Source organism: Nostoc sp. TCL26-01 (assembly GCF_013393945.1).
Lineage (GTDB): Bacteria > Cyanobacteriota > Cyanobacteriia > Cyanobacteriales > Nostocaceae > Trichormus.
The window spans coordinates 5,843,630-5,868,787 of the sequence record NZ_CP040297.1 but is presented as its reverse complement, the minus strand read 5'-3'; the positions used below and the strand labels follow the sequence as shown (position 1 = coordinate 5,868,787).

Annotated in this window: 19 protein-coding genes, 1 other RNA gene and 1 pseudogene; 11 read left to right on the top strand and 10 right to left on the bottom strand. The window is 43.5% G+C overall.

Annotated features, from left to right (window positions below):
• Positions 1-50 precede the first annotated feature (50 nt).
• Entirely contained in the window at positions 51-3,560 is a 3,510-nt protein-coding gene (mfd, locus tag FD725_RS25265) for a transcription-repair coupling factor (RefSeq protein ID WP_179050688.1), read from the bottom strand.
• 347 nt (positions 3,561-3,907) lie between these two features.
• Here mfd and FD725_RS25260 point away from each other — a divergent pair, with 347 nt between their 5' ends.
• The gene (locus FD725_RS25260; protein WP_179050687.1) at positions 3,908-5,215 is read left to right on the top strand and encodes a hemolysin family protein; all 1,308 of its coding nucleotides are present in this window, start codon (positions 3,908-3,910) and stop codon (positions 5,213-5,215) included.
• A gap of 20 nt (positions 5,216-5,235) precedes the next feature.
• Here FD725_RS25260 and FD725_RS25255 read toward each other — a convergent pair whose 3' ends face one another.
• From FD725_RS25255 to FD725_RS25240, 4 genes are all read right to left on the bottom strand, one after another.
• Entirely contained in the window at positions 5,236-5,766 is a 531-nt protein-coding gene (locus FD725_RS25255; protein ID WP_179050686.1) for a hypothetical protein, read from the bottom strand.
• Between the two features lie 97 nt (positions 5,767-5,863).
• Positions 5,864-7,087: a type II secretion system F family protein gene (locus FD725_RS25250; RefSeq protein ID WP_179050685.1), complete on the bottom strand. Its 1,224-nt coding sequence runs from the start codon at positions 7,085-7,087 to the stop codon at positions 5,864-5,866.
• Between the two features lie 79 nt (positions 7,088-7,166).
• The gene (locus FD725_RS25245) at positions 7,167-8,285 is read right to left on the bottom strand and encodes a type IV pilus twitching motility protein PilT (RefSeq protein WP_179050684.1); all 1,119 of its coding nucleotides are present in this window, start codon (positions 8,283-8,285) and stop codon (positions 7,167-7,169) included.
• A gap of 90 nt (positions 8,286-8,375) precedes the next feature.
• Complete coding sequence (locus FD725_RS25240; protein WP_179050683.1) at positions 8,376-10,388, bottom strand: GspE/PulE family protein; 2,013 nt, start codon at positions 10,386-10,388, stop codon at positions 8,376-8,378.
• 351 nt (positions 10,389-10,739) lie between these two features.
• Between FD725_RS25240 and grpE the strand changes: the two genes are divergently transcribed.
• The 6 genes from grpE (at position 10,740) to FD725_RS25210 (ending at position 18,464) form a co-directional block, all read left to right on the top strand.
• A complete protein-coding gene (gene grpE, locus FD725_RS25235) occupies positions 10,740-11,477 on the top strand; it encodes a nucleotide exchange factor GrpE (RefSeq protein ID WP_179050682.1) in 738 nt (245 codons plus the stop codon).
• Between the two features lie 195 nt (positions 11,478-11,672).
• A complete protein-coding gene (gene dnaK / locus FD725_RS25230; protein WP_179050681.1) occupies positions 11,673-13,637 on the top strand; it encodes a molecular chaperone DnaK in 1,965 nt (654 codons plus the stop codon).
• A 482-nt stretch (positions 13,638-14,119) separates the two neighbouring features.
• Positions 14,120-15,247 (top strand): molecular chaperone DnaJ, encoded by a 1,128-nt coding sequence (gene dnaJ / locus FD725_RS25225; RefSeq protein ID WP_179050680.1) that lies wholly within the window; start codon positions 14,120-14,122, stop codon positions 15,245-15,247.
• Complete coding sequence (locus FD725_RS25220) at positions 15,247-15,504, top strand: sulfurtransferase TusA family protein (RefSeq protein WP_179050679.1); 258 nt, start codon at positions 15,247-15,249, stop codon at positions 15,502-15,504. The genes dnaJ and FD725_RS25220 overlap by 1 nt, the downstream gene beginning before the upstream one ends.
• A complete protein-coding gene (gene rsgA, locus FD725_RS25215) occupies positions 15,504-16,631 on the top strand; it encodes a small ribosomal subunit biogenesis GTPase RsgA (protein WP_179050678.1) in 1,128 nt (375 codons plus the stop codon). Before FD725_RS25220 ends, rsgA begins: the two co-directional genes overlap by 1 nt.
• 243 nt (positions 16,632-16,874) lie before the next feature.
• Positions 16,875-18,464, top strand: coding sequence for a glycoside hydrolase family 57 protein (locus tag FD725_RS25210; protein WP_179050677.1), 1,590 nt, complete (start codon positions 16,875-16,877; stop codon positions 18,462-18,464).
• A gap of 254 nt (positions 18,465-18,718) precedes the next feature.
• Here the strand turns inward: FD725_RS25210 and FD725_RS25205 are convergent.
• A pseudogene (locus FD725_RS25205) lies at positions 18,719-19,388 on the bottom strand (IS1 family transposase).
• Between the two features lie 29 nt (positions 19,389-19,417).
• On the bottom strand, positions 19,418-19,876 hold the full coding sequence (locus tag FD725_RS25200; RefSeq protein ID WP_179049402.1) for a zinc ribbon domain-containing protein: 459 nt from the start codon (positions 19,874-19,876) through the stop codon (positions 19,418-19,420).
• Positions 19,877-19,953: 77 nt separating this feature from the next.
• Between FD725_RS25200 and FD725_RS25195 the strand changes: the two genes are divergently transcribed.
• From FD725_RS25195 to FD725_RS25180, 4 genes are all read left to right on the top strand, one after another.
• On the top strand, positions 19,954-20,862 hold the full coding sequence (locus tag FD725_RS25195; protein ID WP_179050676.1) for a tyrosine-type recombinase/integrase: 909 nt from the start codon (positions 19,954-19,956) through the stop codon (positions 20,860-20,862).
• A 177-nt stretch (positions 20,863-21,039) separates the two neighbouring features.
• A complete protein-coding gene (locus tag FD725_RS25190) occupies positions 21,040-22,998 on the top strand; it encodes a DUF4158 domain-containing protein (RefSeq protein WP_179050675.1) in 1,959 nt (652 codons plus the stop codon).
• On the top strand, positions 22,931-23,455 hold the full coding sequence (locus FD725_RS25185; protein ID WP_372726693.1) for a Tn3 family transposase: 525 nt from the start codon (positions 22,931-22,933) through the stop codon (positions 23,453-23,455). The genes FD725_RS25190 and FD725_RS25185 overlap by 68 nt, the downstream gene beginning before the upstream one ends.
• A 331-nt stretch (positions 23,456-23,786) precedes the next feature.
• Positions 23,787-23,930 carry a hypothetical protein gene (locus FD725_RS25180; protein WP_179050673.1) on the top strand — a complete coding sequence of 48 codons (144 nt, stop codon included), beginning with the start codon at positions 23,787-23,789 and terminating at the stop codon, positions 23,928-23,930.
• Between the two features lie 130 nt (positions 23,931-24,060).
• On the opposite strand, the gene FD725_RS25175 is transcribed toward FD725_RS25180, so the two are convergent.
• The 3 genes from FD725_RS25175 to ffs all read right to left on the bottom strand — a co-directional run bounded on the left by FD725_RS25175 (position 24,061) and on the right by ffs (position 25,127).
• Positions 24,061-24,456 (bottom strand): hypothetical protein, encoded by a 396-nt coding sequence (locus FD725_RS25175; RefSeq protein WP_179050672.1) that lies wholly within the window; start codon positions 24,454-24,456, stop codon positions 24,061-24,063.
• 166 nt (positions 24,457-24,622) lie between these two features.
• Complete coding sequence (locus FD725_RS25170) at positions 24,623-25,003, bottom strand: phasin family protein (protein ID WP_179050671.1); 381 nt, start codon at positions 25,001-25,003, stop codon at positions 24,623-24,625.
• Between the two features lie 27 nt (positions 25,004-25,030).
• Positions 25,031-25,127: signal recognition particle sRNA small type (ffs, locus tag FD725_RS25165), an RNA gene on the bottom strand.
• Positions 25,128-25,158: the final 31 nt, after the last annotated feature.

Genomic DNA, 25,158 nt, shown 5'->3' with positions numbered 1-25,158 from the left:
CCGCTTCAGTGACAGTATCTAACTGATCCTAGAGAACAACTTAACACTATTTAAACAACAGCTACTTCAGCGATCGCTCCCTGCATTTTCGTCATGGCATCAATCAAGCTTTGCAGTTGTTGATCGGCTTTGAATACTCCTAAACCCCGGATTGTGACTTTACCAGGGGAGAAAACAAATCTGGCTTTAAGGGTTTCTGGTAAGTTGGCTGCGAGTAGGTTCCAAGCGGGTTCTTCCATTGGTGTTTCTAGGACGATGTGCTGTTTGTTTTCTGGTTTGATGCGGCTAAATCCTAGTTTTTTCGCTAGTTGTTTGAGTTGCATGACACGCAACAGTTGATTAGCGGGGACGGGTAAAGTACCATAGCGATCGCTCCACTCGGCAGCAATCTGGGTTAACTCTTCTTGGGATTTAGCAGCAGCTACGGCACGGTAGGCGCTCATCTTTTGGTCAATGTCGGGGATATAATCGGCGGGGATGAATGCTGTCAGGTTGAGGTCAATTTGGGTATCTTCAACGGTGGGAATTTCTTGTCCACGAATTTCCCGAATGGATTCTTCCAACATTTCCATATATAAATCAAAACCGATCGCATCCATTTGACCGGATTGTTCTGCACCTAGCAAGTTACCTACACCGCGAATTTCCATGTCACGCATGGCTAATTGATAGCCGGAACCGAGTTGGGTAAATTCTTGGATAGCTCGTAGCCTTTGGCGTGCGGCATCAGATAAGGCGCGTTGTTTGGGATAAAATAACCAAGCGTGGGCTTGAATACCGGCACGTCCTACCCGTCCCCGTAATTGGTAAAGTTGTGACAAACCGAAACGGTGGGCATCTTCAATTAAGATGGTGTTGACGCGGGGAATATCCAAGCCAGATTCAATAATCGTTGTACAAACTAAGATATCTGCCTCACCATTACTGAAGGTGAGCATGGTTGATTCTAACTCGCTCTCATCCATTTGACCGTGAGCGATCGCAAACCTTCCCCCTGGTATCATCTCTCGTAAACTGGCGGTTGTCTCCTCAATTCCCTCCACCCTGGGAACTACATAAAATACCTGTCCACCCCGGTCTAATTCTTGACGAATGGCGCTGCGGATACTTTCCGGGTTCATGGGTGAGAGATGGGTTTGAATTGGTCTTCTGGTGGGGGGTGGGGTGGTAATCAAACTCATTTCCCGAATCCCCGATAAGGACATATACAAGGTGCGGGGAATGGGAGTAGCGGAGAGTGTCAGCACATCAACTTGGGTTTTCAGGCTTTTGATTTTCTCTTTTTGGTTGACCCCAAATCGCTGTTCTTCATCCACCACCAACAGTCCTAAATCTTTGAAATTGACACCTTTACCTAAAAGTTGGTGTGTACCCACAACCACATCTAACTCACCCGTCGCCAATCGCTTTTGAATGTCCCGCCGTTCTTCGGCTGTGCGGAAACGATTGAGTAAACCCACATTCATCGGGTAAGGGGCAAAGCGTTCTTTGAGGGTGTGGTAATGTTGCTGGGTGAGAATGGTAGTTGGTGCTAACAGTGCGACTTGTTTCCCAGCCGTCACAGCTTTGAAAATAGCGCGAATGGCTACCTCAGTTTTACCAAAACCCACATCACCACATACTAACCGATCCATTGGGCGATCGCTTTCCATATCCCGTTTCACATCTTGGACAGCTTTTAGTTGGTCAGTTGTGGGTTGGTAGGGGAAAGAATCTTCTAATTCTTCTTGCCAAGGCATATCTTGAGGATAGGAAAAACCTTGTTGTTGCGATCGCGCGGCATATAATTTCAGCAAGTCTACGGCTAATTTCTTGATGGCTTTGCGGACACGGTTCTTGGTATTATCCCAAGCTTTCCCTGTCATCTTATGCAGTTCTGGGGCTTTCTCTCCCGTAGTCCGGAAGCGAGACAAGGAACCGACCTGATCAGCAGCCACTCTCAAAATCCCATCTGCATATTGCACCACAATATAATCACGGGTTTCGTGGTTAATTGTCAGACTCTCCAGCTTGACAAATTTACCAATCCCATGACTGCGATGAACTACATAATCTCCCGGACGTAGCTTATTCGGGTCAACTTGCTTAGAAGCCGCCTTACGTCGCTTGCGGATATAACTAGGTGTGGCGAGGGAATGTTGACCATAAAATTCCCTGTCAGTGACAACCACCAAGCGATAGGTAGGGAGAATAAAACCTTCCAATTCTGCCAACCCAGAATATTTCAGTGCGACCGGCGTATGGTTGATTTGCAGCTTTTCAATCGCTTGATAATCACGGGGATTGGGAATAAACTGTGCCGGACAATCGTGTTCTTGCAACAGAGAAACAGAACGAGAAGGTTGAGCCGAAATTAACCAGATCGAGAAATTGCGATCGCGTTCTTGTCTTAAAGTATCCGCCAACTTAGCAAACTGATGCGGTGTCACAGGTACAGACCGACTAGCTAAATTAATCCCGCCATTTTCCTCCGCCAGTTCCGATAAATACAAAGTCTTAAATTGAGTCAAATCAGCCAAACATTCGTCAAAAGACCGATGAATTTTGGGCAATGTTAATTCTTCCCCATGCCTCATTCCCCATTGTTCTTCTGCATTCTCCACCCAGCGATCGCTGTGAGCATGACATTGTTCTGGCTCATCAATAGCAATTAAAGTATTCTCAGGCAAATAATCCAAAACTGAAGCAGGTTGCTCAAAAGCCAGTCCTAAAAAACGCCGACTACCTTCTAACAGTGATGAGTGCTGAGTGCTGAGTAGTGAGTCAGAACTTAACTCAGCACTCATCACTCGAAACTCAGCACTATCCTCAAGTGCCGCCGTAATCATAGGCGTAAAACTTGTCGGCGTAAGCACAATTTGTTCTATTTTGTCAAGAGCAGAACGCTGAGTTGTCGGGTCAAACTCCCGAATTTTTTCAATCTCATCACCAAACCACTCTAAACGTATCGGCAACTCTGAAGACACAGGGAAAATATCGACAATATCACCGCGCCGACTCCATTGTCCTTCTGTTTCCACCAGGGGAACACGTTCATACCCCAGATGAGTAATTTTCTCACTGAAGGCATCCAAATCAAACTCCATGCCCCGCTTCAAAGTCAAACAGAAAGGCGTAAAAGCCTCTGGTGGCGGCAAATGCGGTTGCAATGCCCCAACAGTCGCCACTACTGCTATTTTGGGTAATTGGTTGGATTCTTGACCATTGACCATTGACTGTTGACTCTTGACCAAATCCGCCAACACCTGCATTTGTCCCCAAGTCATCTCCGTTTCCGGGTCAAAAGGCTCGTAAGGGGAAGCCTCCGAAGTCGGGTAAAAATGTACTGTTTGCCAACCCATCGCCTCTAATTGGGCATAGGCGCGTCCGGCTTCCTCTAAAGTGGCACAAACGACAAACAAATTTCTTCCCGAATTTTGTGCCAACGCCGAAGCCACCAAGCCTTTAGGTAAGCGAGGAATACCATTTAAGCGCAAATCTTGTTGTCGGTTGAGCTTAGAAATTAATTCACCACTGAGAGGCGATCGCGCCAAGGCACGCACAATAGAAGAAAATGCCATAAGTTCTATCAGAAGAGGAAATCGTTACTAATCAAAAAATCTAGAGCCAGCTTATATCCACCATTTTAAAAGTGTTAACAGTCGTCTTCATAGTTCTATGGAAGAATAAACTGAGTAGTGAGTGCTGAGTGCTGAGTGCTGAGTAGCGAGTGAGGGAGGGAGTGAGGGAGTAGTGAGTGCTGAGTGCTGAGTAGCGAGTGAGGGAGTGAGGGAGTCGTAACTAATGACTATTGACTATTGACTATTGACTATTGACTATTGACTAATGACTATGTTTATGAAAGAAGCTTTAATACTAGATACTAAGGATTGAGCAACGTTCGCTCTTTTTAGCGGCAATTCTAACCATGTCCTCCATTACTTTTGAAATTTTAATCATTCTGGTACTAATTCTTGCTAACGGTATTTTTTCGATGTCTGAGATGGCGATTGTCTCAGCGCGGAAGGTCAGGTTACAGCAACTTGCTAATCAAGGGGATGCGAAAGCAAAAGCAGCACTGAAGTTGGCGGAATCCCCGAATAATTTTTTATCCACGGTTCAAGTAGGTATTTCTCTGATTGGTATCCTCACTGGTGCTTTTGGGGGAGCTACTATTGCTAGCCGACTTGCAGTTTACGTAAAACTCGTACCGTTTTTAGCACGTTACAGTGAGCCAGTTTCTTTTGGGATAGTAGTTTTAATCATTACTTATCTATCTCTTATTATCGGTGAACTTGTACCAAAGCGTCTGGCATTGAATAATCCAGAACGAATTGCGGCTATTGTCGCTATTCCCATGCGGGCATTAGCTGCCCTAGCTGCGCCGGCGGTGCATTTATTGAGTGCTTCTACGGAAATGGTCTTAAGAATATTAGGGATTACACCTTCCGAGGAACCACAAGTTACAGAAGAAGAAATTAAAATCCTGATTGAGCAAGGTACAGAGGCGGGAACCTTTGAAGAAGCCGAACAGGACATGGTAGAGCGAGTATTTCGTTTAGGCGATCGCCCCGTCAGTTCTTTTATGACCCCTCGTCCTGATATAGTCTGGCTAGACTTGGAGGATACTCCTGAAGAAAACCAGCAGAAAATGACTGAAAATGGTTACTCTCGGTATCCAGTTTGTCAGGGAGGCTTGGATAATGTTCTTGGTATTATCCCCGTGACAGACTTACTCGCCAGGAGTTTACGCGGCGAATCTCTAGACTTAACTGTGGGATTACGTCAGCCTGTATTTGTTCCCGAAAGCACCCGTGGCTTAAAAGTTTTGGAGTTGTTTAAGCAAACTATTACTCACATGGCGCTAGTTGTGGATGAATACGGTGTAATTCAGGGATTAGTAACTTTAAATGACATTATGAGTGAAATTGTTGGTGATGTTCCTTCTGCTGATGACGAAGAAGATCCCCAAGCAGTACAACGGGAGGACGGTTCCTGGTTGCTGGATGGAATGTTGCCAGTAGAAGAATTTCTGGAATTGTTTGATTTAGAAGAGTGGGAATTTGAAGAAAGAGGTAGTTATCAAACCCTGGGCGGTTTTGTCATCACTCATCTGGGGCGTATTCCCGCCGCCGCCGACCATTTTGAATGGCAAGGTATGCGAATTGAGGTCATGGACATGGACGGTAATCGTGTTGATAAAGTGCTAATTGTGCCAAAAGTGACAGAAAGCTAGGGACTAGGGGCTAGTTTTTACTAGCTCTTAATCTCTAGCTCCTCCTCATACAGTGAACTAATAATAAAGGGTAATTCTGCACCTATCAGTCCCCGTTGAATGCGTTGTGAGGTTTCACTAAAGACTACAAATAACGGATAAATCGTATTACCCCCCTCACTTAAAACATGACTGTGGCGAGGAGGCATTAACCATTCATAATCTTGATTGAGTAAGACTTGAGTTTGTCGCCATCGTCCCAGCAAATCAGAGAAATCTTCATGGGGACGATGAATAAATATGAAAATTTCCGCACCTGTTTTCACTTTCCATTCAGGGTCGCACATGATGATTACCACATCACAGGGTAGCTGAGTAGCCTGTGGGTTAGTAGACACAGAATTGCGTAGACGAACAATTGGTAGAGGGATAGTGATGACACTTTCATGGGGACGACGCAAACTAGGGATCATTTCTAGATATGGTCGATATTGTTTTAAGAGGGCGATCGCTTCTTGATGATTGCTGTATTCTGCCAAGCTGGCTTCATAGTATGATTTTTGCACAGACATATACAATTCAAAATTTTATTTATGAAAATCAACAATTAAAAATATTGGAGACAGCTTGCTCATCAAATCTGTCTCCAATATCCAAATCTACTATCATCTATCCTAATTTTTCAAATACCTTAAATAAAGGCAAATACATCGCCAGCAAAATTGTCCCTACCATACCCCCTAGAACCAAAATCATAATTGGTTCTAAAACGCTAGTTAATGCTTTGACTGCCTGTTCGACTTCATCTTCATAGAAATCAGCAATCTTCATCAGCATGGCATCCAATTCCCCAGTCTCTTCACCAATGCTAATCATTTGAATTGCCATTGGCGGAAAAACTTGGTCTTTTTGCAAGGCAATACTAATCATCCCTCCTTGTTGAATTTCGGCTCTGGCTCCATCTATAGCGTTAGCAACTACTTGGTTTCCTGATGTATCCCGAACAATTTCTAAAGAAGTCAGAATCGGTACACCAGAACGAGTCAAAGACCCAAAGGTACGGCTAAAACGAGCAACTGAAGATTTTTGAATCAAGTCACCAAATAAGGGCATTTTTAAAGAAAGACGGTCAATTGTTTCTTTACCCACACGGGTTTTGTAATACTGTGTAAAAGCAATTCTTGCACCTACAATCGCACCAACAATGACTCCAGACTTCCAACTTCTCAAAATCTCACTACAATCCATTAAAAATTGTGTCAGTGCAGGTAATTCCGTGCCTAAATCTTGGAAAATTTTGGCAAAAATGGGAATCAAAAAAACTGTCATCCCCACAAAAATCCCAGTTGCTAGAATACCTACAACTACTGGATAAGCCAGGGCTGATTTAATTTGGTTTTGTAATCTAGCGACATCTTCTAATAACTTGGCTAGGCGATTTAGCACTTCATCTAAAACACCACCAACCTCACCGGCTTGGATCATACTGACATACAAACCATCAAAACAGTCAGGATGCTTACGCATTGCATCTGAAAGATTGACACCGCTTTGAACATCATTGCTAATATCATTTAAAGCCTGTTTGAGTTTAGCATTAGTACACTGATCACCTAATACTCCCAAACCTCGAACAATTGCCACCCCCGCATTTACCAGCGTAGCCAGTTGTCGAGAGAAAACTGCTTTTTCCTTAACAGTAACTTTGACAAAGGAATTTTGAAATTTTTGGAGATCAAAATTAGCACCAAAGCCTTGAAACTGTTTAAGTTCTTGAACTACAAACCCCTGATCTCTCAGATTAGTACGAGCTTGTGCTAAAGATTCAGCAACAACTTTCTCGCTTCTCGTTTTTCCTTGTATATCCCGAACCCGGGCAATGAATGTTGGCATAAATCAATTCAAAATTCAAAATTCAAAATTATTTAGTCAATAGTCTATAGTTCATAGCTATTGACTATTGACTATTTATTTAGTGTGCTTTTACTGCTCCGGGTTTAGCATTTTGTGATGGGGTAGCAGGGCCAATGAGACGTTGGATTTCGTCTGGTTTTGAGGTTTTCGACATCGCTGCTTCAAAGGAGATGGTTCCGGCTTTGTAATAATCTGCTAAGACTTTCTCTAAAGTTTGCATTCCTAGCTTGCCACCAGTCTGAATTGCTGAATAAATTTGTGATGTTTTACCTTCACGAATCAAGTTAGAAATAGCAGGGGTAACAATCATAATTTCTTGTGCCATGATCCGACCATATTCACCTGGCTTGGGATTTTTCTTTGGCACTAAGGTTTGGCTAAATACTGCTACTAAAGAGTTAGATAACTGTACCCGTACTTGGGTTTGTCGTTCGTGGGGGAAAACGTCAATAATCCGGTCAACAGTTTGTGAAGCCGAACTGGTGTGTAGTGTACCAAAGACTAAGTGTCCGGTTTCTGCTGCGGAAATTGCCAAAGAAATAGTTTCTAAATCACGCATTTCTCCCACGAGAATAATATCTGGATCTTCCCGTAAAGCTGCTTTTAAAGCATTAGCAAAACTTTTGGTATCTTCATTCAATTGGCGTTGATGAACTAAGCTTTTAATTGGTTCATAGACAAATTCAATGGGGTCTTCTACCGTCAGGATATGCTCGGCTTTAGTGCGATTAATTAAATCAATCATTGCCGCCAAAGTCGTGGTTTTACCGGAACCTGTGGGGCCTGTTACCAGAATTAATCCTCTAGGTTTGTCGCACATTTCTCGGACTACATCTGGTAGACCTAATTTTTCAAAGTTAGGAATTTTAGAACTCAGCGCTCTTAAACAAGCAGCATAAGCACCACGTTCTTTATAAACATTGACCCGGAAGCGAGCCAAACCCTTGACACCGTAAGAACAATCTAATTCCCATGTCTGCTCTAGGGTTTTACGCTGGGTATTATTGAGCATACTAAAAATGAGTCTTTGACACTGATCTGCGGTCAGTTTCTCTTCGCCGATGGGTGTGAGTTTACCACTGATGCGGAAATAGGGCGGTAAACCTGCGGATAAGTGCAAATCCGAGCCACCCATTTCAATCATCTGTTCCATCAAGTCTTCAATCATCATTTCCATAGGTTGCTGCGTTCCAATTCAAAAAGTGGGGAGTAGGGAGTAAGGAGTGGGGGGAAATTTCATTTCCTCTACTTTCTGGCTTCTGGATGACTAATCTTGAAACCTGGATGTCATACAGTAGGGACAATCTAGCCATTCTGGTTGTAATTGGGCATGACAAGTCCGACAGGTAAGGCCACTCTTGCGTTTAGCTTTTAATTCGGCTTCTAGTCCTGTGTCGGTGAAAGTTACCCGTTCTACTTCTTCTAGGGTGGTAGCACCATGACGGACTAAATCTAAGCTGTAAGCCAGCAAGGTTTTCATGCCTTCTTCTACAGCAACTTCTTTGATGCGTTCGGTTGGTGCTTCTTCGTTGATTAAAGTTTGCAGATTTTCTGTCACCCGCATCACTTCATAGACACCACAACGTCCTTTGTAGCCAACACCGTTACAACTTGGGCAAAGCTGATTTTTGGCTTTAGCTTCAGCGATCGCTTCTGCTGGTACAGTATTAGCCTTGTAGAATGTGACGGCAACCTCTTGAGCAGCTGTCATCCCATAACGCGCTAGTTCTTCAGTGGTGGGAGTATAAGCAATGCGACAATCACCACAAACACGCCGGACTAGACGTTGTGCCAATACACCAATTAGGGAACTAGAAACCATGAACGGTTCAATTCCCATTTCACCCAAACGAGCGATCGCACCTGGAGCATCATTAGTATGTAAAGTAGTTAATACTAAGTGACCAGTCAAAGCAGCTTCAATCGCTGTTTTTGCTGTTTCCTTATCTCGTGTTTCCCCCACCAGCAGCACATCTGGATCTTGCCGCAAGAAAGCCCGTAAGGCTGTCGCAAAATCCAAACCCTTTTCTCGAATTACCTGTACTTGAGTAATCCCCGGCAAACTGTACTCGATGGGGTCTTCTACAGTACTAATATTAATTCCCGGTGAGTTCTTCTCTGCCAGTGCCGAATATAGTGAAGTTGTTTTACCAGAACCAGTAGGGCCTGTTACCAAAATCAACCCAAAAGGCTTACTCACCATATCTTGAACAATTGCCAAGGTATCTGGATCGGTGATTAACTTATTCAAACCCAATTGGGTAGAAGAGTTATCCAAAATCCGCAATACCACCTTTTCACCGTAGCGACTAGGTAATGTGTTCACCCGGAAGTCAACTTTCCGTCCCTCAAACATCCGCCGAATCCGTCCGTCTTGGGGTAAACGTCTCTCGGCAATATCTAAGTTAGAGATAATTTTAAATCTGGCTGTCACCGCCGGAATGATTCTCTTTGGTAGAGGATCAAAAGCTTCTCGCAACACCCCATCCTTGCGGAAGCGGATACGCAAATTTTCTTCTTGCGGTTCAATATGGATATCAGAAACTTTCTCATGCAAAGCCTTAGCCAAAATTCTATTGACAAGATTGATAACTGGTGCATCCTCCGCACCCTTCATCGCTGCGCCTAAATCAGCCTCCATATCATCAGGCGCATCTTGAATATCCAGATTGCCGAGGTTTTCTAAATCCTGATTAATATCGGTAAATTTTTCTTGTTCCAGGTGCTTTTGCCTGACAGCTAATTCATCCAAATAGTGATTGATTAGCTGTTGGTAATCCTCCTGGGTAATTACCATGCGATTTAATGTCAAACCTTGTGGGCGGAGGATGCGATTCAGGTCATCGGACGCTTCTAAGTTGTCCGGATCGACCATCGCTACTAACACACAAGGCGGAGTTTGTTCGTCATTTTTTGATAGTGGTACTAAACGATGACGACGACAGATATCCACCGGAATGAGGGTATCAATGAGATTACCCACCATCGTGCTACCGACATCATTGACTTCCGGATCAAGGAATTCAACGCCGTATAGTATCTTTAATTCAAATAATTGCTGTTTCTTGTACTGTCTGAGGAACTCAGGTGAGAGTTGTCGCCCGGTGATTGACTCCAGCACTTCTGTCAAGGGTCTGCCAGACTTGCGACTCTCAATCAGCGCCTGTCTCATCTGATCGGTGTTAACGTAGCCAGATTGTACTAGCTTATTCCCGAAGGGAGAAAACTCTGTTCTTGTAGTTAGAGCAGTACTACGTCGTTGTGGTGACGAGTTAGTCATAGGTGAGCAATGAGTAGGAAAACCTCTGCTTAGAGTATTCCCAGCTTTGGTAACAGAATTTTCATCTACACTTAGTAAATTCCAGTCAAAACTTGATAAAGGCAGTCCGACATCAACTCATAATTCAAAATTAAGAAACGATCACTCCCCCACTCCCGTTCGGAATACCGCCCTCATCAGGTCTACGCTAATCTGTTTACCATTTGTCACAATAAGATGACGGTGACATCACCCTAGAGAAGTTTCGGCACAAATTAGCCGTAGCAGTAGATAGCCATTAATAGCAACGGTTGCTAATTGTGGTGAAATATTGCTGCAACTAGTATCTGGGATGAGTAGACTTAGACAAAGATGGACGAAAATAGACAGGTAAACAATACAAGCCAGCAATTGGGTGAATCAACAGAGGTAAAGCAAGCAATTATGAGTGACTCCCAAACCCAAATCAACACTAACGAATCTGGTAACGAAGTTACTGAGGCAGTGGCAACCCCAACAAATATATCGGGAGAGACCACACTCACAGAAGATGATGGTGTTGCTGCGACACAAACAGTTGACACAGCCGCTTTGACACAATTGAGTCAACAAATCGATGTCCTCAAAGCGCAATTAGAAGAACGTGACCTGCAATACAAGCGGATGGCGGCAGATTTTGAAAATTATCGCCGACGCACCCAAAAGGAAAAAGAAGAACAGGATTTACAGGTGAAGCGCAACACAATTTTGGAACTCTTGCCTGTAGTTGATAACTTTGAGAGAGCGCGATCGCATCTTAAGCCACAAAGCGATGGCGAAATGACAATTCACAAAAGTTATCAAGGCGTTTATAAACAACTGGTAGATTCCCTCAAACGCTTGGGCGTATCTCCAATGCGTCCCGATGGACAAGAGTTTGATCCTAACCTCCATGAAGCAGTAATGCGGGAACCTACGGATGAACATCCAGAAGGAACAGTGTTAGAAGAGTTAGTGCGCGGATATTACTTGGGCGATCGCGTGCTACGTCATTCTATGGTCAAGGTGGCAGCTCCAAAGGAAGACACACCTCCTGCACCAGAAAATCAGTCGAGTCCAGCCGACAGTTAACCTGTATTAGCTCGCCTCGCTGACCAAAAGTGCTTGGTCATAGCTGAGGCGAGCATTGTGAGGGAATAGGCAATAGGCAATAGGCAATAGGCAATAGTAAAACGTCTGCTTCCTGCCTCCTGACTTCTGACTCATGCCTAAGTTTGTATCCAAAAACAAAGTCCGCGAAACAGCACTCTGTATAAATACTTACGTATGGGAAAAGTTATTGGGATCGACTTAGGCACTACAAATAGTTGTGTTGCAGTTTTGGAAGGTGGTCAACCGATAGTGATCGCTAGTTCCGAGGGGGGACGAACCACACCGAGTATTGTGGGATTTGGCAAAGGTGGCGATCGCTTGGTTGGTCAACTGGCAAAACGCCAAGCCGTAACCAATGCGGAGAACACGATTTTCAGTATCAAGCGATTCATCGGCCGCCGTTGGGAGGATACGGAAACAGAACGCGATCGTGTACCTTACAGCTGCGTCAAGGGTCGAGACGATACCGTTGATGTGCAGATTCGCGGACGCAACTACACCCCCCAAGAAATATCAGCGATGATCCTGCAAAAACTCAAGCAGGACGCGGAAAACTTTTTAGGTGAGACTGTAACACAGGCAGTAATTACCGTACCTGCTTATTTTACAGATGCTCAAAGACAAGCGACTAAAGACGCTGGTACAATTGCCGGACTAGAAGTTTTACGGATTATTAATGAACCCACTGCGGCTGCTCTAGCCTTTGGATTGGAAAAACAAGACCAAGAGCAGCTAATTTTAGTTTTTGACTTGGGCGGCGGCACTTTCGACGTATCAATACTACAGTTGGGAGATGGAGTTTTTGAAGTTAAAGCCACTAGCGGTAACAATCAACTAGGTGGTGACGACTTTGACGGTTGTATTGTCCAGTGGATGATTGAACGCTTTCAACAGCAAGAGAAAATCGACCTTGCCCAGGATAAAATGGCACTGCAACGTCTGCGGGAAGCAGCCGAAAAAGCCAAAATAGAACTCTCCAGTATGGCAAGTACCTCGGTGAACTTGCCATTTATTACATCTGATGCCACCGGGCCGAAACATCTGGAGATGGAACTGAGTCGGTCAAAATTTGAAGAATTAGTAGGGCATTTAATCGAAGCCACCATCGAACCGATGATTCAAGCCATCAAAGATGCGGACTTGAAAGCACAAGACATCGATAAGATTATTTTGGTAGGTGGTTCTACTCGCATTCCAGCAGTACAGAATGCGCTGATCAAATTTTTTAACGGGAAAACCCCTGATCGTTCGGTGAATCCTGATGAGGCTGTAGCTTTAGGTGCAGCAATTCAAGCCGGGGTATTGGGTGGGGAAGTTGATAATCTGTTGTTATTGGATGTCACACCTTTATCCTTGGGGATTGAAACTCTGGGCGAAGTCTTTACCAAAATCATCGAACGGAACACTACGATACCGACAAGTAAGTCGCAAGTGTTTTCCACCGCAGTTGATGGCCAAACCTCCGTGGAAATTCACGTCCTCCAAGGTGAACGGGCAATGGCACGAGATAATAAGAGTCTCGGCAAATTCCTGTTAGCTGGAATTCCCCCAGCCCCTCGTGGCGTACCACAAATCGAGGTTTCTTTTGAAATCGATGTCAATGGTATTCTCAAGGTTGGCGCTCAAGATAAAGGTACGGGTAGGGAACAGAGCATTCGTATTACTAATACTGGTGGTTTGAGTACCAACGAAGTAGAACGGATGCGGCAAGAAGCAGAAGTTTTTGCCGAAGAAGATAAGAAACGCAAAGAACTAGTTGAACTGAAAAACCAAGCCGATAATTTGTTATTCAGTTACGAATCCACCTTAAAGGATAATGGCGAATTGATTGGCGAACAAATGAAAGTGTTAGCCAATGAAAAAATGTTAACACTCCAGGGTGTTATGACTAATCCAGGCATTTCCCTCAAAGAATTTCAGCAATGTTTAGACGATTTCCAACAAACATTGTTTGCTATTGGGGCTAATGTTTATCAACGCGCTGCTACTCCCAACAACGATGAAGGCGAAGTAATTTCTGAGAGTAGTTCCTTACACTTAGAAACAGAAAACCATGTTAATGGAACCCTAATACCCCAATTTAATTTTGATTTTGATGAAGATAGTACAGCACAAGCTGATTATGAAGCGATAGATTAGGCAATAGGCAATAGGCAATAGGCAATAGGCAATAGGCAATAGGCAATAGGCAATAGGCAATAGTTAAAAATTACCATTCTTTTCTCTCCCCTGCCTCCCTTGCCCCCTGCCCCCTGCCCCCCTGCCCCCTATTCCCCAATCCCTAATACCCAACATGGGGGGTTTTCCACACCGAATGGTGCGGCTAGCCCCTCTAGTTTATAGGCAGGGTTTTATCTCGGTACGTAGCACAATTGTAAAGGAGACAGCCGACTTGGCCTTAAGAGTCTAAAGTCATGTTTCCTCTACTGCTAACTTCGGCATTGCTTGTCTTTTTACACAAACTGGTATTGTTTAAACTTGCTGGTGATTTTTGTAAAGAGTAAAAGGTAAAATCAGTTATTAACATAATTTAACTTTTGCCTTCTACTTAGCATCCGGTAAGCCGCCCTTGTGGTGTCTACTGCCTACTGCCTCCTTCCTCCTAACTTAACCTTTGCTATATGGCCCGCGACTATTATGAGATTCTAGGCGTTGCTCGTGACGCTGACAAAGAAGAAATCAAACAAGCCTACCGCCGTCTAGCCCGGAAGTATCACCCTGATGTGAACAAAGAACCGGGAGCCGAAGAGCGCTTCAAGGAAATCAACCGTGCTTATGAAGTGCTATCTGAGCCAGAAACTCGTGCGCGTTACGATCGCTTTGGCCCTGAAGGTGTTTCAGGTGCTGGTGTTGGCTTTCAAGATGTGGGCGATATGGGCGGTTTTGCCGATATCTTTGAAAGTATTTTCAGTGGGTTTGCTGGCGGTATGGGTGGCCCTACCCAGCAGAGAAGACGCGGCGGGCCAGCACGAGGCGATGATTTACGCCTCGACCTGAAGTTAGATTTTCGGGAAGCTGTGTTTGGTGGGGAAAAAGAAATTCGCATTTCCCATCTAGAAACCTGTGAAACCTGTAGCGGTTCGGGAGCAAAGCCAGGTACTCGGCCACGCACTTGTTCGACTTGTAGCGGTTCGGGTCAAGTACGTCGTGTTACTAGAACACCTTTCGGTAGTTTCACTCAAGTCTCAACTTGTCCTACCTGTAATGGTACAGGGATGGTGATTGAAGACAAATGTGATGCCTGTGATGGTAAGGGAACCAATCAAGTTACCAAAAAACTGAAAATTACCATTCCCGCAGGTGTAGACAATGGCACTCGTTTGCGTATATCCCAAGAAGGTGATGCTGGTCAAAGAGGTGGCCCCCCTGGAGATTTATACGTATACTTGTTTGTGAATGAGGATGAAGAATTCCATCGTGATGGGATTAATGTCCTCTCGGAAATTAAAGTTAGTTACCTGCAAGCCATCTTGGGTTGTCGCTTGGAGGTAAACACAGTAGACGGGCCTGTCGAGTTGATTATTCCTGCTGGTACTCAACCTAATACGGTGATGAAGCTGGAAAATCGCGGTGTCCCTCGCTTGGGTAATCCTGTTAGTCGTGGGGATCATCTGTTAACGGTGTTAATTGATATCCCGACTAAGATAATCCCAGAGGAGAGAGAATTGCTGGAGAAGCTGGCTAAAATTAAGGGAGACCGCACTGGTAAAGGCGGCTTGGAAGGTTTTTTAGGAAATCTGTTTAAGTAATGAAGCTTTCTTCTTCTGTGTCAACACCTGATGCTCAACTCGATTTGCGCGGCACTCCTTGCCCGATTAATTTTGTGCGGACAAAATTACGTTTAGAAAAAATGTCCCCTGGCGCTTTGTTGGAAGTCTGGTTAGATCCCGGAGAACCAATCGAGCAAGTTCCTGATAGCCTGACAATGGCTGGTTATCAAGTAGAACAGATTACAGACTGCACAGGCTATTTTTCTCTATTGATCCGCCGTCCCGTAACTGTCTAATGAAAATTTTGACCACTGGACAGTTATGGGGTACGGTGTTAGCCGTGCAGGCGAATTTTTACAAAGTACAGATTGATCAAGAGGCAGGGGAGCAGGGGAGCAGGGGAGCAGGGGAGAAAGTGGATTTCAATTCTTCCCTTCCCCTCAGCCCCTCAGCCCCTCAGCCCTTCAGCCTTTTATGTACTCGCAGAACTCGGTTGAAAAAAATCGGACAGCAGGTAATGGTGGGCGATCGCGTGCTTGTAGAGGAGCCAGATTGGGCTGGAGGACGGGGAGCGATCGCTGAGGTTTTTCCGCGACAAACTCAGTTGGACAGACCACCAATCGCCAATGCGAACCAAATCCTGTTGGTTTTTGCAGTGGCTGATCCACCATTAGAACCTTATCAACTCAGTCGGTTTTTAGTGAAGGCGGAATCTACTGCTTTAGATGTGATTTTGTGTTTAAATAAAAGTGATTTGGTGTCTAAGAAAGCACAAGAAGAAATTAGCGATCGCCTTTTGGCATGGGGTTATCAACCTGTATTTATCAGCGTCAAGAATCATCTCAATCTTGACCAAGTAGCCAAATATTTAACTGATAAAATTACTGTCGTGGCTGGTGCTTCCGGTGTGGGTAAATCTAGTTTAATTAATGCGCTGATTCCCAACATTAACCTGCGAGTGGGGGAAGTCTCTGGTAAATTAGCCCGTGGTCGTCATACCACCCGTCATGTAGAATTATTTGAATTACCCAATGGTGGTTTGCTGGCGGATACTCCCGGTTTTAACCAACCAGATTTGGATTGTTCACCAGAAGAATTAGTCCATTATTTTCCCGAAACCAGAGAACGTCTGGCCGTTGCTAGCTGTCGGTTTAATGATTGCTTACATCGAGATGAGCCTGATTGTGTGGTGCGAGGCGAATGGGAAAGATACGAACATTATCTAGAATTTTTAACAGAAGCGATCGTCAGACAAACTCAACTTAACCAACAAGCCGATCCTGAAGCTAATTTCAAAGTCAAAACCAAAGGCAAAGGTCAAAATCAATACGAACCCAAACTAGAAAGCAAAAAATATCGCCGCACTTCCCGACGCACTCAAGTCCAAGGCTTACAAGATTTGTATCAGGATAGTGAAGAATAAGGTTACAGGTTACAGGTTATGGGTTATGGGTTATGGGTTATGGGTTATGGGTTATGGGTTAGGTGTATCTTATGTAATAGAGAACTGCCATAACATGAATTAATGACTAATGACTAATGTTATGGGTCAATATTTAATTTTCTCAGATTACTAGTCTGCCACTATCACCATAAAGTCTTAAAATATTGTTAATTTCAGCCAACCAACTAACCTTCAATTTACACGTACCACCCTAAAATCACTATGGCCATCGGTTACGTCGCGCTTGTACTTCACGCACATCTACCCTTCGTTCGTCACCCAGAAAGTGATTATGTGCTGGAGGAGGAATGGCTCTATGAAGCTATTACAGAAACTTATATCCCCTTATTGAAAGTATTTGAAGGTTTAAAGCGAGACGGTATCGACTTTAAAATCACGATGAGTATGACACCGCCTTTGGTGTCGATGCTGCGCGATCCTTTACTCCAAGAACGCTATGACGCACACTTAGCGCAATTAGAAGAACTAATCGAACTAGAAGCCGAGCGCAATGTCCAGAATGGACACATTCGTTACCTTGCTGAACACTATGCTACTGAGTTTAACGAAGCGCGGCAAATGTGGGAGCGCTATAACGGTGATTTGGTGACAGCTTTTAAGCAGTTCCAAGACTCTAACAATTTAGAAATTATTACTTGCGGCGCTACCCACGGCTATTTGCCATTGATGAAAATGTATCCCCAAGCTGTGTGGGCGCAAATTCAGGTAGCTTGTGAACATTACGAGGAAACTTTTGGTCGTCCAGCTAGAGGAATTTGGTTGCCGGAATGCGCTTATTATGAAGGTGTGGAACGGATGCTGGCGGATGCTGGGTTACGTTACTTCCTCACTGATGGACATGGTATTCTTTACGCTCGTCCTCGTCCCAGGTTTGGGACTTATGCACCGATTTTTACCGAAACTGGTGTGGCTGCTTTTGGACGAGATCATGAATCTTCTCAGCAAGTTTGGTCTTCGGAAGTAGGATATCCAGGCGCAGCAGAATATCGGGAATTTTACAAAGATTTGGGTTGGGAAGCTGAGTATGAGTACATCAAGCCCTACATCATGCCCAATGGTCAGAGGAAAAATACTGGGATTAAGTATCATAAAATTACTGGGCGCGGTTTAGGACTATCGGATAAGGCACTGTACGATCCTTACTGGGCAAGGGAAAAGGCAGCAGAACACGCGGCCAATTTCATGTATAACCGCGAACGGCAGGCAGAACATCTCTACGGGATTATGCAGCGTCCGCCGATTATTGTTTCGCCATACGATGCGGAGTTATTTGGTCATTGGTGGTATGAGGGGCCTTGGTTTATTGATTACTTGTTCCGTAAGTCGTGGTATGATCAAGGCACTTACGCCATGACTCATTTGGCTGATTATTTAAAAGCAGAACCAACACAACAAGTTTGTCGTCCTTCCCAGTCGAGTTGGGGTTATAAGGGTTTCCATGAGTACTGGTTAAATGAGACAAACGCCTGGATTTATCCACATTTGCACAAAGCTGCGGAGCGGATGATTGAGATATCCAGTTTGGAACCAGAGGACGAGTTGGGATGGAGAGCGCTTAACCAAGCTGCACGAGAACTGTTGTTGGCTCAATCTTCTGACTGGGCGTTTATTATGCGGACGGGAACAATGGTTCCTTATGCTGTGAGAAGGACGCGATCGCATCTGATGCGTTTTAATAAGCTATATGAAGATGTCAAAATCGGCAAAATCGATAGCGGTTGGCTAGAAAAAGTCGAGGTAATGGACAATATCTTCCCTAACATTAACTATCGCGTTTATCGTCCTCTTTAAGGAGTAATTAGTATTGAGTAGTGGGGTGAGCAATGCCCATCCCATAACCTGAATTTGAGCCTGTTTTACAGCAATGTTAAGAAATGGGTTCTCGACTTGAGGCGACTGGCGTGGGTTCAGGGTGAATTACGTAGGCGCAAGCCTACTCTCCGATTTCTCCTTTGGAGTACCCGCAGAGTATTACGTAGCTTGCTTCTCGTCTTTGGCGAGTATTACGAATTACAAATTATGGCGTTGCATAAATGCGGGATGAACTAGTTAAACACGGGTATTAGCCTATACTTTAAATAGTAAAGTAACAAGCAAATTGAGTATTTAAGCATATCTACTGATTTGAAATAGCACAATGTTTTGCGGTGTAATCGTGGTAGATAATGACGTAAACGTGTATTTTCACCTTCTACTCTGGTCATATATGTTTTACTAACGATATGGTCTCCTGGCTCAATAAAAATGGGATAAACTTTCCATCCGTCAGTCACATAAAAATAGCAATGCCAACAGCTAACAATATCCCACAAAGGTTTAAATGTTTCGGCACTGTGATCTCCTAAAACCCAAGCTAAAATTCCTTGTTGGAAATGATTTACTGCTGTCCATAACCAAATTTTATTTTTTTTGACCCTACGAAAGTTTCTAGTTCATCCAGTTCTCCCACTTCGGGAATCTCTTCGTTTGGTGGTGCGTCTGGCAATTTTTCACCAATTTGTTTGAGCCAATAAATTACGTTGTGTGGTGAACACCTTTGGATCTCTCAATAGCTCGGAATCCCTCACCATTAACGTATGCTTTTAAGCATTCAATTTTGACTTCATCTGAGTATCCTTTTGGTGGACTGTATACATCTATAAATTGACGACCACAGCTTACACAAATGTGATTTTGTTGGTATTGAGCCGAGATACGTGTAATTTTCGGCAAGATGGTCTGGAAACAGTTGCTGTGTCTATGTTTCAGCGATTTTGACTCTTCTGTTTATAAGACTTGCCGCACATCGGACAAAATTTATACTTCAAAGACACAACTAACTCACCACAGTGAGCGCAACTCGTCTGCAACTGCATACCGCACAGATAACAAAACTTAGCCCTAACTTGACTCCAGAGAGGATCGGGATTCGCCCCAGGAGTCCAGCAATGCGGGCAAAACTTAACTGCACTGACAGGCTTAACGGATTCACCCCTTTCAACAGCTTCCAGATATTCCTGGGGAATGCCTAAGCCACCAGCAAGACCACGCAGCGTTTTATGATTGAGTCTGGTGGTTAATCCTCGTTCAATCTTCCCAATAGACCGAGAATGAATTCCCGCAGCAATAGCCAACTCAAACTGAGTCATCCCAACAGATGTTCTAATGCGCTTGATATAGTCAGCCAGGGATTCTTGGGGTCGAGGCAGTTTTAAAGTATCCATAAGAGGATGTCTTGCTTCATGCCTAAAAGATATATGATTGAGTCAGAAAAAACCTTGAGAGAATCACACAAATTGAAGTGAAACAGACAGTAACATTAGCCACTGTCGTAGTTGAATTTTTAGAACGTCCTGGGTTGGCATTCAGTACCAAGGAGACATATTCTCTGACCTTGGGATTGTTACTGCAAGAGTATGGAAGTTGGCCAATTGAAATTATCAGTCGTCAAACATTAGTCGAGTATTTAAATACCCTGACACATTTAAAATATACAACTCACAACAAGCATCAAGCGATACTACAAAGCCTATTTAACTTTGCCATAGAACAAGGATACATAAAATCCAACCCCATTCGGGGAATCAAACAGCGTCCACCTTCACGAGAAAAAGGTGAACATCGCACAGATGAAATTATACGGTTCTTAACTCCATCACAGTTAGAAATACTGTATAACGCTGTAGCCGATGACCCCCGCCTTAACGCGATTGTGCATTTATTACATCACACAGGATGTAGAATTGGTGAGCTTTTGGCACTAAATCTAGAATCGGTAGACCTCCTTAATTGGAAATTTCAAGTATTGGGAAAAGGAAATAAACAAAGGTGGTGTTTCTACAACGAAGCTACGGCGATAGCACTAAATAAATATATAAATTACGACCGACATAAACAATCACTCGCCTTATTTACAGCACAGCATCCAGTGACGATGAAAATCAGTAGAATGAGCTACCGAACACTGCATGATTACTGGCGAGAAATTACCAATAAACACTCACTCCTTCAAGGTGTTCGTATTCATGATTTACGACATACATTTGCCACAGAGCGCGTAGGCATAATTAGTATTGAACAACTGCGTGCATTGATGGGTCATGAAAGTATCCAAACAACTTTACGCTATCAAAAAGTTACATCACAAAAAGCAGAAGAAGCTGCACGTCTTGCCTTCAATCTGTTGACTAAAGTTGATAAATTAGACTGATATTCCTGGAACTATTCTCTTCAAAAATTAAAGCAAGCGAGATAGTAAGCAACCATATTTTGATGACAATTATCGCTGTTTACCACAAAGAATATAAAATACTATGGGGTTGAACAGTGAGGGATCAACCGTTATCTAGTTATTTTGGGCATTTTGTATGTTGCAAATATCACTTGAATGACCTTAATTGACCGGACTGCATATCCTAAATTCAAACAATTTCCCAGCCCGAAAGAGCTTGCAGAGCTTTATACCCCACAAAGCGCAGAAATCAAGTTTGCAAAGTCCAAAACTAAGAGCCACGAAGGATTTCTTAGTTTTATGGTCATGCTAAAATCCTTCCAACGACTTGGTTATTTTCCCCACCCCGAATTAGTACCGATTGCGGTTACCCGTCATATACGGTCGTGTTTAAAGTTACAAGATTGGGTAAAAGCAGTCCCATCTGAACGCCAACGCTACACTTATCTTCAGGCGATTCGGGATTACCTGAAAGTCAAACAGTATGATAAAACAGGTCAAAGATTAATAGCCGCATTAGTTGCAGAAGCTGCTGAGGTAAAAGACCATCCTGCTGATTTAATCAATGTAGCCATTGAAGAATTAGTTAAAGAACGATACGAGTTACCAGCATTTAGCACCCTTGACCGATTAATTCGCCACATTCGTTCAATGGTCAATAATCGCTTGTTTGCACTTTGTTCTGAGGGGCTTTCCATCAATGAGCAGATTTATTTAGACCAATTACTGGTGGTTACAGATAATGAGGTAGATGAAAATGCTACTCTTAATTTACTAAAATCGCCACCGAAAAGTGCCAAACTTAGTGGGATAAAACTCCTACAAAGTAAGTTTGATATTCTTATGACCTTTGGTGATGCCAAGCGACTGCTGCAAAGTATTGCCAGAACTAAAGTTAGACATTTTGCGTCCCAGGCTAGGGCTTTGGATATCTCAGAATTTCAAGATATCAATTTACCCAAACGTCGGACATTGCTGTTATGTCTATTGTACGAGGCACAGGTGAAAACCCGTGATTATCTTGTCGATATGTTCATTAAACGTATCCTCAAGATTCAAAATAATGCTAAACAGCGATTGCAGGAATTACGCGATAAACATTTAACTGAAACATCAGAGTTATTGGCTACCTTGGGGCAAGTATTAAAAGCATCGACAAAAGCCAAAGAAACTCAGGATAATGCTGTTTTTGGAGAACAGGTGCAATCAATTTTGGATGAACATGGTGGTACAGAATTGTTGCTGCAAAAGTTGGATGAGATTGCGGCGTATAACACCAACAACCATTTACCGTTGATGTGGCGGTTTTATTCTGCCAATCGGAAAGCACTTTTTAGTTTGGTACGTTCTTTAGATATTCTCTCTACTTCTGCTGATGAATCAGTAATTAAAGCATTAAAGTTCGTGTTAGACCATGAACACAAACGTGCTAAGTATTTACCTAATGAGATTGATTTAGATTTTATTAGTAGTAACTGGCGTGCGCTAGTTGTAGAAGAAATTGATGGCACTGAGGTTTTGGTTCGTCAGCAGTTAGAAATTTGCATCTTTTCAAACCTGGCGACTGAATTTAAAACAGGAGATGCTTGTGTTGTAGGTTCAGAAAGTTATGCCGATTTCCGCGAACAATTATTGAGTCATGCTGAATGTGAACCATTGATAGAGTCATACTGTCGCTTACTTGAATTTCCTGCTAACCCGGATGATTTTGTTAAACACCTACAGGATAAATTAACGATTGTCGCTGACGCTGTAGATAAGATTTGTGCGGTTGATAAACAATTCACTATCAATAAAGATGGAGAACCTGTACTTAAAAGAATTCCATCCCTAGCTCAAACGCATGAAGTGGAAGAATTAGAATCAAAAATTCGGGCTTTAATGCCGGAACGTAGTATCTTAGAAATCCTTTGTAATGTTGAGCATTGGTTGAACTGGACAAGGCATTTTGGTCTGTTTTCAGGAAGCGAACCCAAAATATCTGAGCCTGCTGAACGTTATATTTTTACTACGTTTAGCTATGGCTGTAATCTTGGCCCCAAATCAGATGGCTCGTCATTCCCAAGGTGCAGTGACTTCTCACATGATTTCTTATACAAACCGTCGCCATATTAGTGCTGCCAAAATTGAAGCGGCAATTCGGGATATTATCAATACGTACAACCGTTTTAGTTTACCGTCTTGTTGGGGTACAGGGAAGAAGGCTGCTGCTGACGGAAGCAAGTTTGAGATATACGAGAATAATTTACACAGCGAGTATCACATCCGCTACGGTGGTTATGGTGGTATTGCTTATCACCATGTCTCTGATAAATATATTGCTTTGTTTACCCACTTTATCACCTGTGGTGTGTGGGAGGCTGTCTATATTTTGGATGGGTTGTTGAAAAATCTCTCAGATATTCAACCGGATACTTTGCACGCAGATACTCAAGGTCAATCTGGGCCTGTGTTTGCTATTTCCTACCTTCTTGGTATCAAAAGATACGGTGATTATGTGGTGAATTTACATAATATTCCCCAACCATTGGAAGCTGCTATTAATCTTCCACCAGAAATCTTTGAAATGTAGATATAGTAACGGTTTCCAGACCATCTTGCAGGTTTTTACACGTATCTCGGCTCAATACCTTGTTTACCTCTTCGTTTACCATTTTTTCTTATCTCCGTAGACTTGCAGTATGGACAATGCACCGTAGAATAACTCACTTCATCCCTCTATTATGCAACGCCAGAAAACCAAACATGAAGCTCATCGTTGCACCCTTCCCTCATCAACAACGAGGAACTGAGGCATTTTTCTTTCAACCTCCTTCTAAAATCCCCTTGACCACTGGCTCACAACCTTAACTTGTGACCAATGCTTCTAAGATACAAGGTTGCGTGTAACGCAGCGAAAACTTGTGTGGAAGGGTTTCCCTCCAGAAGAACGCCACTTGCTACCCTCTGGGAACGCTAAAAGCGAACAAGTCGGGCATTGCCGACCGCCAGTTTGCTCAAGTCGGGAAACCCGCCCAAGCAACTACCTCCCCAATGCTGTGGCTTAACTTTTCAAGACAGAGAGGCGAGGAGATTGCCCAATTTTATTAGCGGTGTACTCAGTACCTCAGCAGATGAGGAAACGCTTTATCGCTTACTTTGGCGTTACTTCTATATCCTTCTACTCAGGACTCACTCCTACTCTTGCTCCCAATCTGGACAATTACTATCATCCCACCCGTGCGGGTGCATGGCACAGACTAGCAAATTACCACCATAAACATGACCGTGGTAATTTTTGCAAGCTACACAAGCAGAGTTTTGTTCTATTGTCGGTTCCACTGCATAGGGAAAACCCGGATCAACGTCTGCTACTACATCTTCCAGTTCCCAGTAAATATCGAGAATAGGTTCGGCTATATCCTGTAAGTACTGGTCAACTTCTGTAGCGATTGTGTTGTGTACTTGGTCGGTAAATTCTTCTGTCAGCTCAAAAAACGCATCTACCATTTCTGTCATTCCCAGGAAGAAACGCTCTACTTCATCAGCTACTGTTTCGACAATTTCAATCAAATCTTTTTGCCATTGATCCATAAAATTGACGCTCTGACTTGCGACAAATAGGATGCTCCGTGCTGATTTGCTGGAAGCACTAGATTACACCCTCTATAATACATATTATAGATTCTTATTGGCTTGGCATCACACCAAACTCTGACTATAGACACTGCTAATAATGCAGGCAAAAAGTTGGATAAAACTAGTCTTTTTGCAACCTTTTCAACTCTTCTTGCAGGTCTAGCACTTGCTGGCGCAATTTATCTACATTGTCAGTTGATGGCTCTTTCACCGTTGGTTCTTCGTCTTCCTCTAAGATTTCGATGCGACGAGGTTCAGAAGCTGGTGAATTCTCAGAAGTTTCAGCCGTCGTTTGGGGTTGTTGGGCTTGTTTCATCATGTCTTCCACAAAGCGACGGGCTTCTTCTGTGGTCATTTCGCCTTTAGCCACCATTTCGTCTGCCAGCTTTTGGACTTGCGATCGCAGTTCTGATAATTTACCTCCAGCTTTCTCACCTGCGTAAGAAGCTAACCCGACACCGAGGTAAAAAGCTTTTTGAACAATATCTCCAAAACCAGGCATCGCTGCTGATCGCTCCTAAAAAAATAGGGCGACCCGGAGACTACGCCTACTACAAGCATCCCATGTTGCTGCTACCTTCCGGTCCTGACAAGGTTTAGGCGTTGCAGTCGCATAGATCCAGGTCTTTGATTAGTATAACACCAATATTTTGTAAA

Excerpts from the sequence above, each read along its gene's own strand:
- FD725_RS25170 (WP_179050671.1), bottom strand. The coding sequence starts at position 25,003 with ATGCCTGGTTTTGGAGATATTGTTCAAAAAGCTTTTTACCTCGGTGTC.
- dnaK (WP_179050681.1), top strand. The coding sequence starts at position 11,673 with ATGGGAAAAGTTATTGGGATCGACTTAGGCACTACAAATAGTTGTGTT.
- FD725_RS25260 (WP_179050687.1), top strand. The coding sequence starts at position 3,908 with ATGTCCTCCATTACTTTTGAAATTTTAATCATTCTGGTACTAATTCTT.
- FD725_RS25220 (WP_179050679.1), top strand. The coding sequence starts at position 15,247 with ATGAAGCTTTCTTCTTCTGTGTCAACACCTGATGCTCAACTCGATTTG.
- FD725_RS25210 (WP_179050677.1), top strand. The coding sequence starts at position 16,875 with ATGGCCATCGGTTACGTCGCGCTTGTACTTCACGCACATCTACCCTTC.
- FD725_RS25175 (WP_179050672.1), bottom strand. The coding sequence starts at position 24,456 with ATGGATCAATGGCAAAAAGATTTGATTGAAATTGTCGAAACAGTAGCT.
- FD725_RS25255 (WP_179050686.1), bottom strand. The coding sequence starts at position 5,766 with ATGTCTGTGCAAAAATCATACTATGAAGCCAGCTTGGCAGAATACAGC.
- FD725_RS25240 (WP_179050683.1), bottom strand. The coding sequence starts at position 10,388 with ATGACTAACTCGTCACCACAACGACGTAGTACTGCTCTAACTACAAGA.
- FD725_RS25190 (WP_179050675.1), top strand. The coding sequence starts at position 21,040 with ATGACCTTAATTGACCGGACTGCATATCCTAAATTCAAACAATTTCCC.
- FD725_RS25185 (WP_372726693.1), top strand. The coding sequence starts at position 22,931 with ATGGCTCGTCATTCCCAAGGTGCAGTGACTTCTCACATGATTTCTTAT.
- FD725_RS25200 (WP_179049402.1), bottom strand. The coding sequence starts at position 19,876 with ATGGATACTTTAAAACTGCCTCGACCCCAAGAATCCCTGGCTGACTAT.
- FD725_RS25250 (WP_179050685.1), bottom strand. The coding sequence starts at position 7,087 with ATGCCAACATTCATTGCCCGGGTTCGGGATATACAAGGAAAAACGAGA.
- rsgA (WP_179050678.1), top strand. The coding sequence starts at position 15,504 with ATGAAAATTTTGACCACTGGACAGTTATGGGGTACGGTGTTAGCCGTG.
- FD725_RS25245 (WP_179050684.1), bottom strand. The coding sequence starts at position 8,285 with ATGGAAATGATGATTGAAGACTTGATGGAACAGATGATTGAAATGGGT.
- grpE (WP_179050682.1), top strand. The coding sequence starts at position 10,740 with ATGGACGAAAATAGACAGGTAAACAATACAAGCCAGCAATTGGGTGAA.
- mfd (WP_179050688.1), bottom strand. The coding sequence starts at position 3,560 with ATGGCATTTTCTTCTATTGTGCGTGCCTTGGCGCGATCGCCTCTCAGT.
- dnaJ (WP_179050680.1), top strand. The coding sequence starts at position 14,120 with ATGGCCCGCGACTATTATGAGATTCTAGGCGTTGCTCGTGACGCTGAC.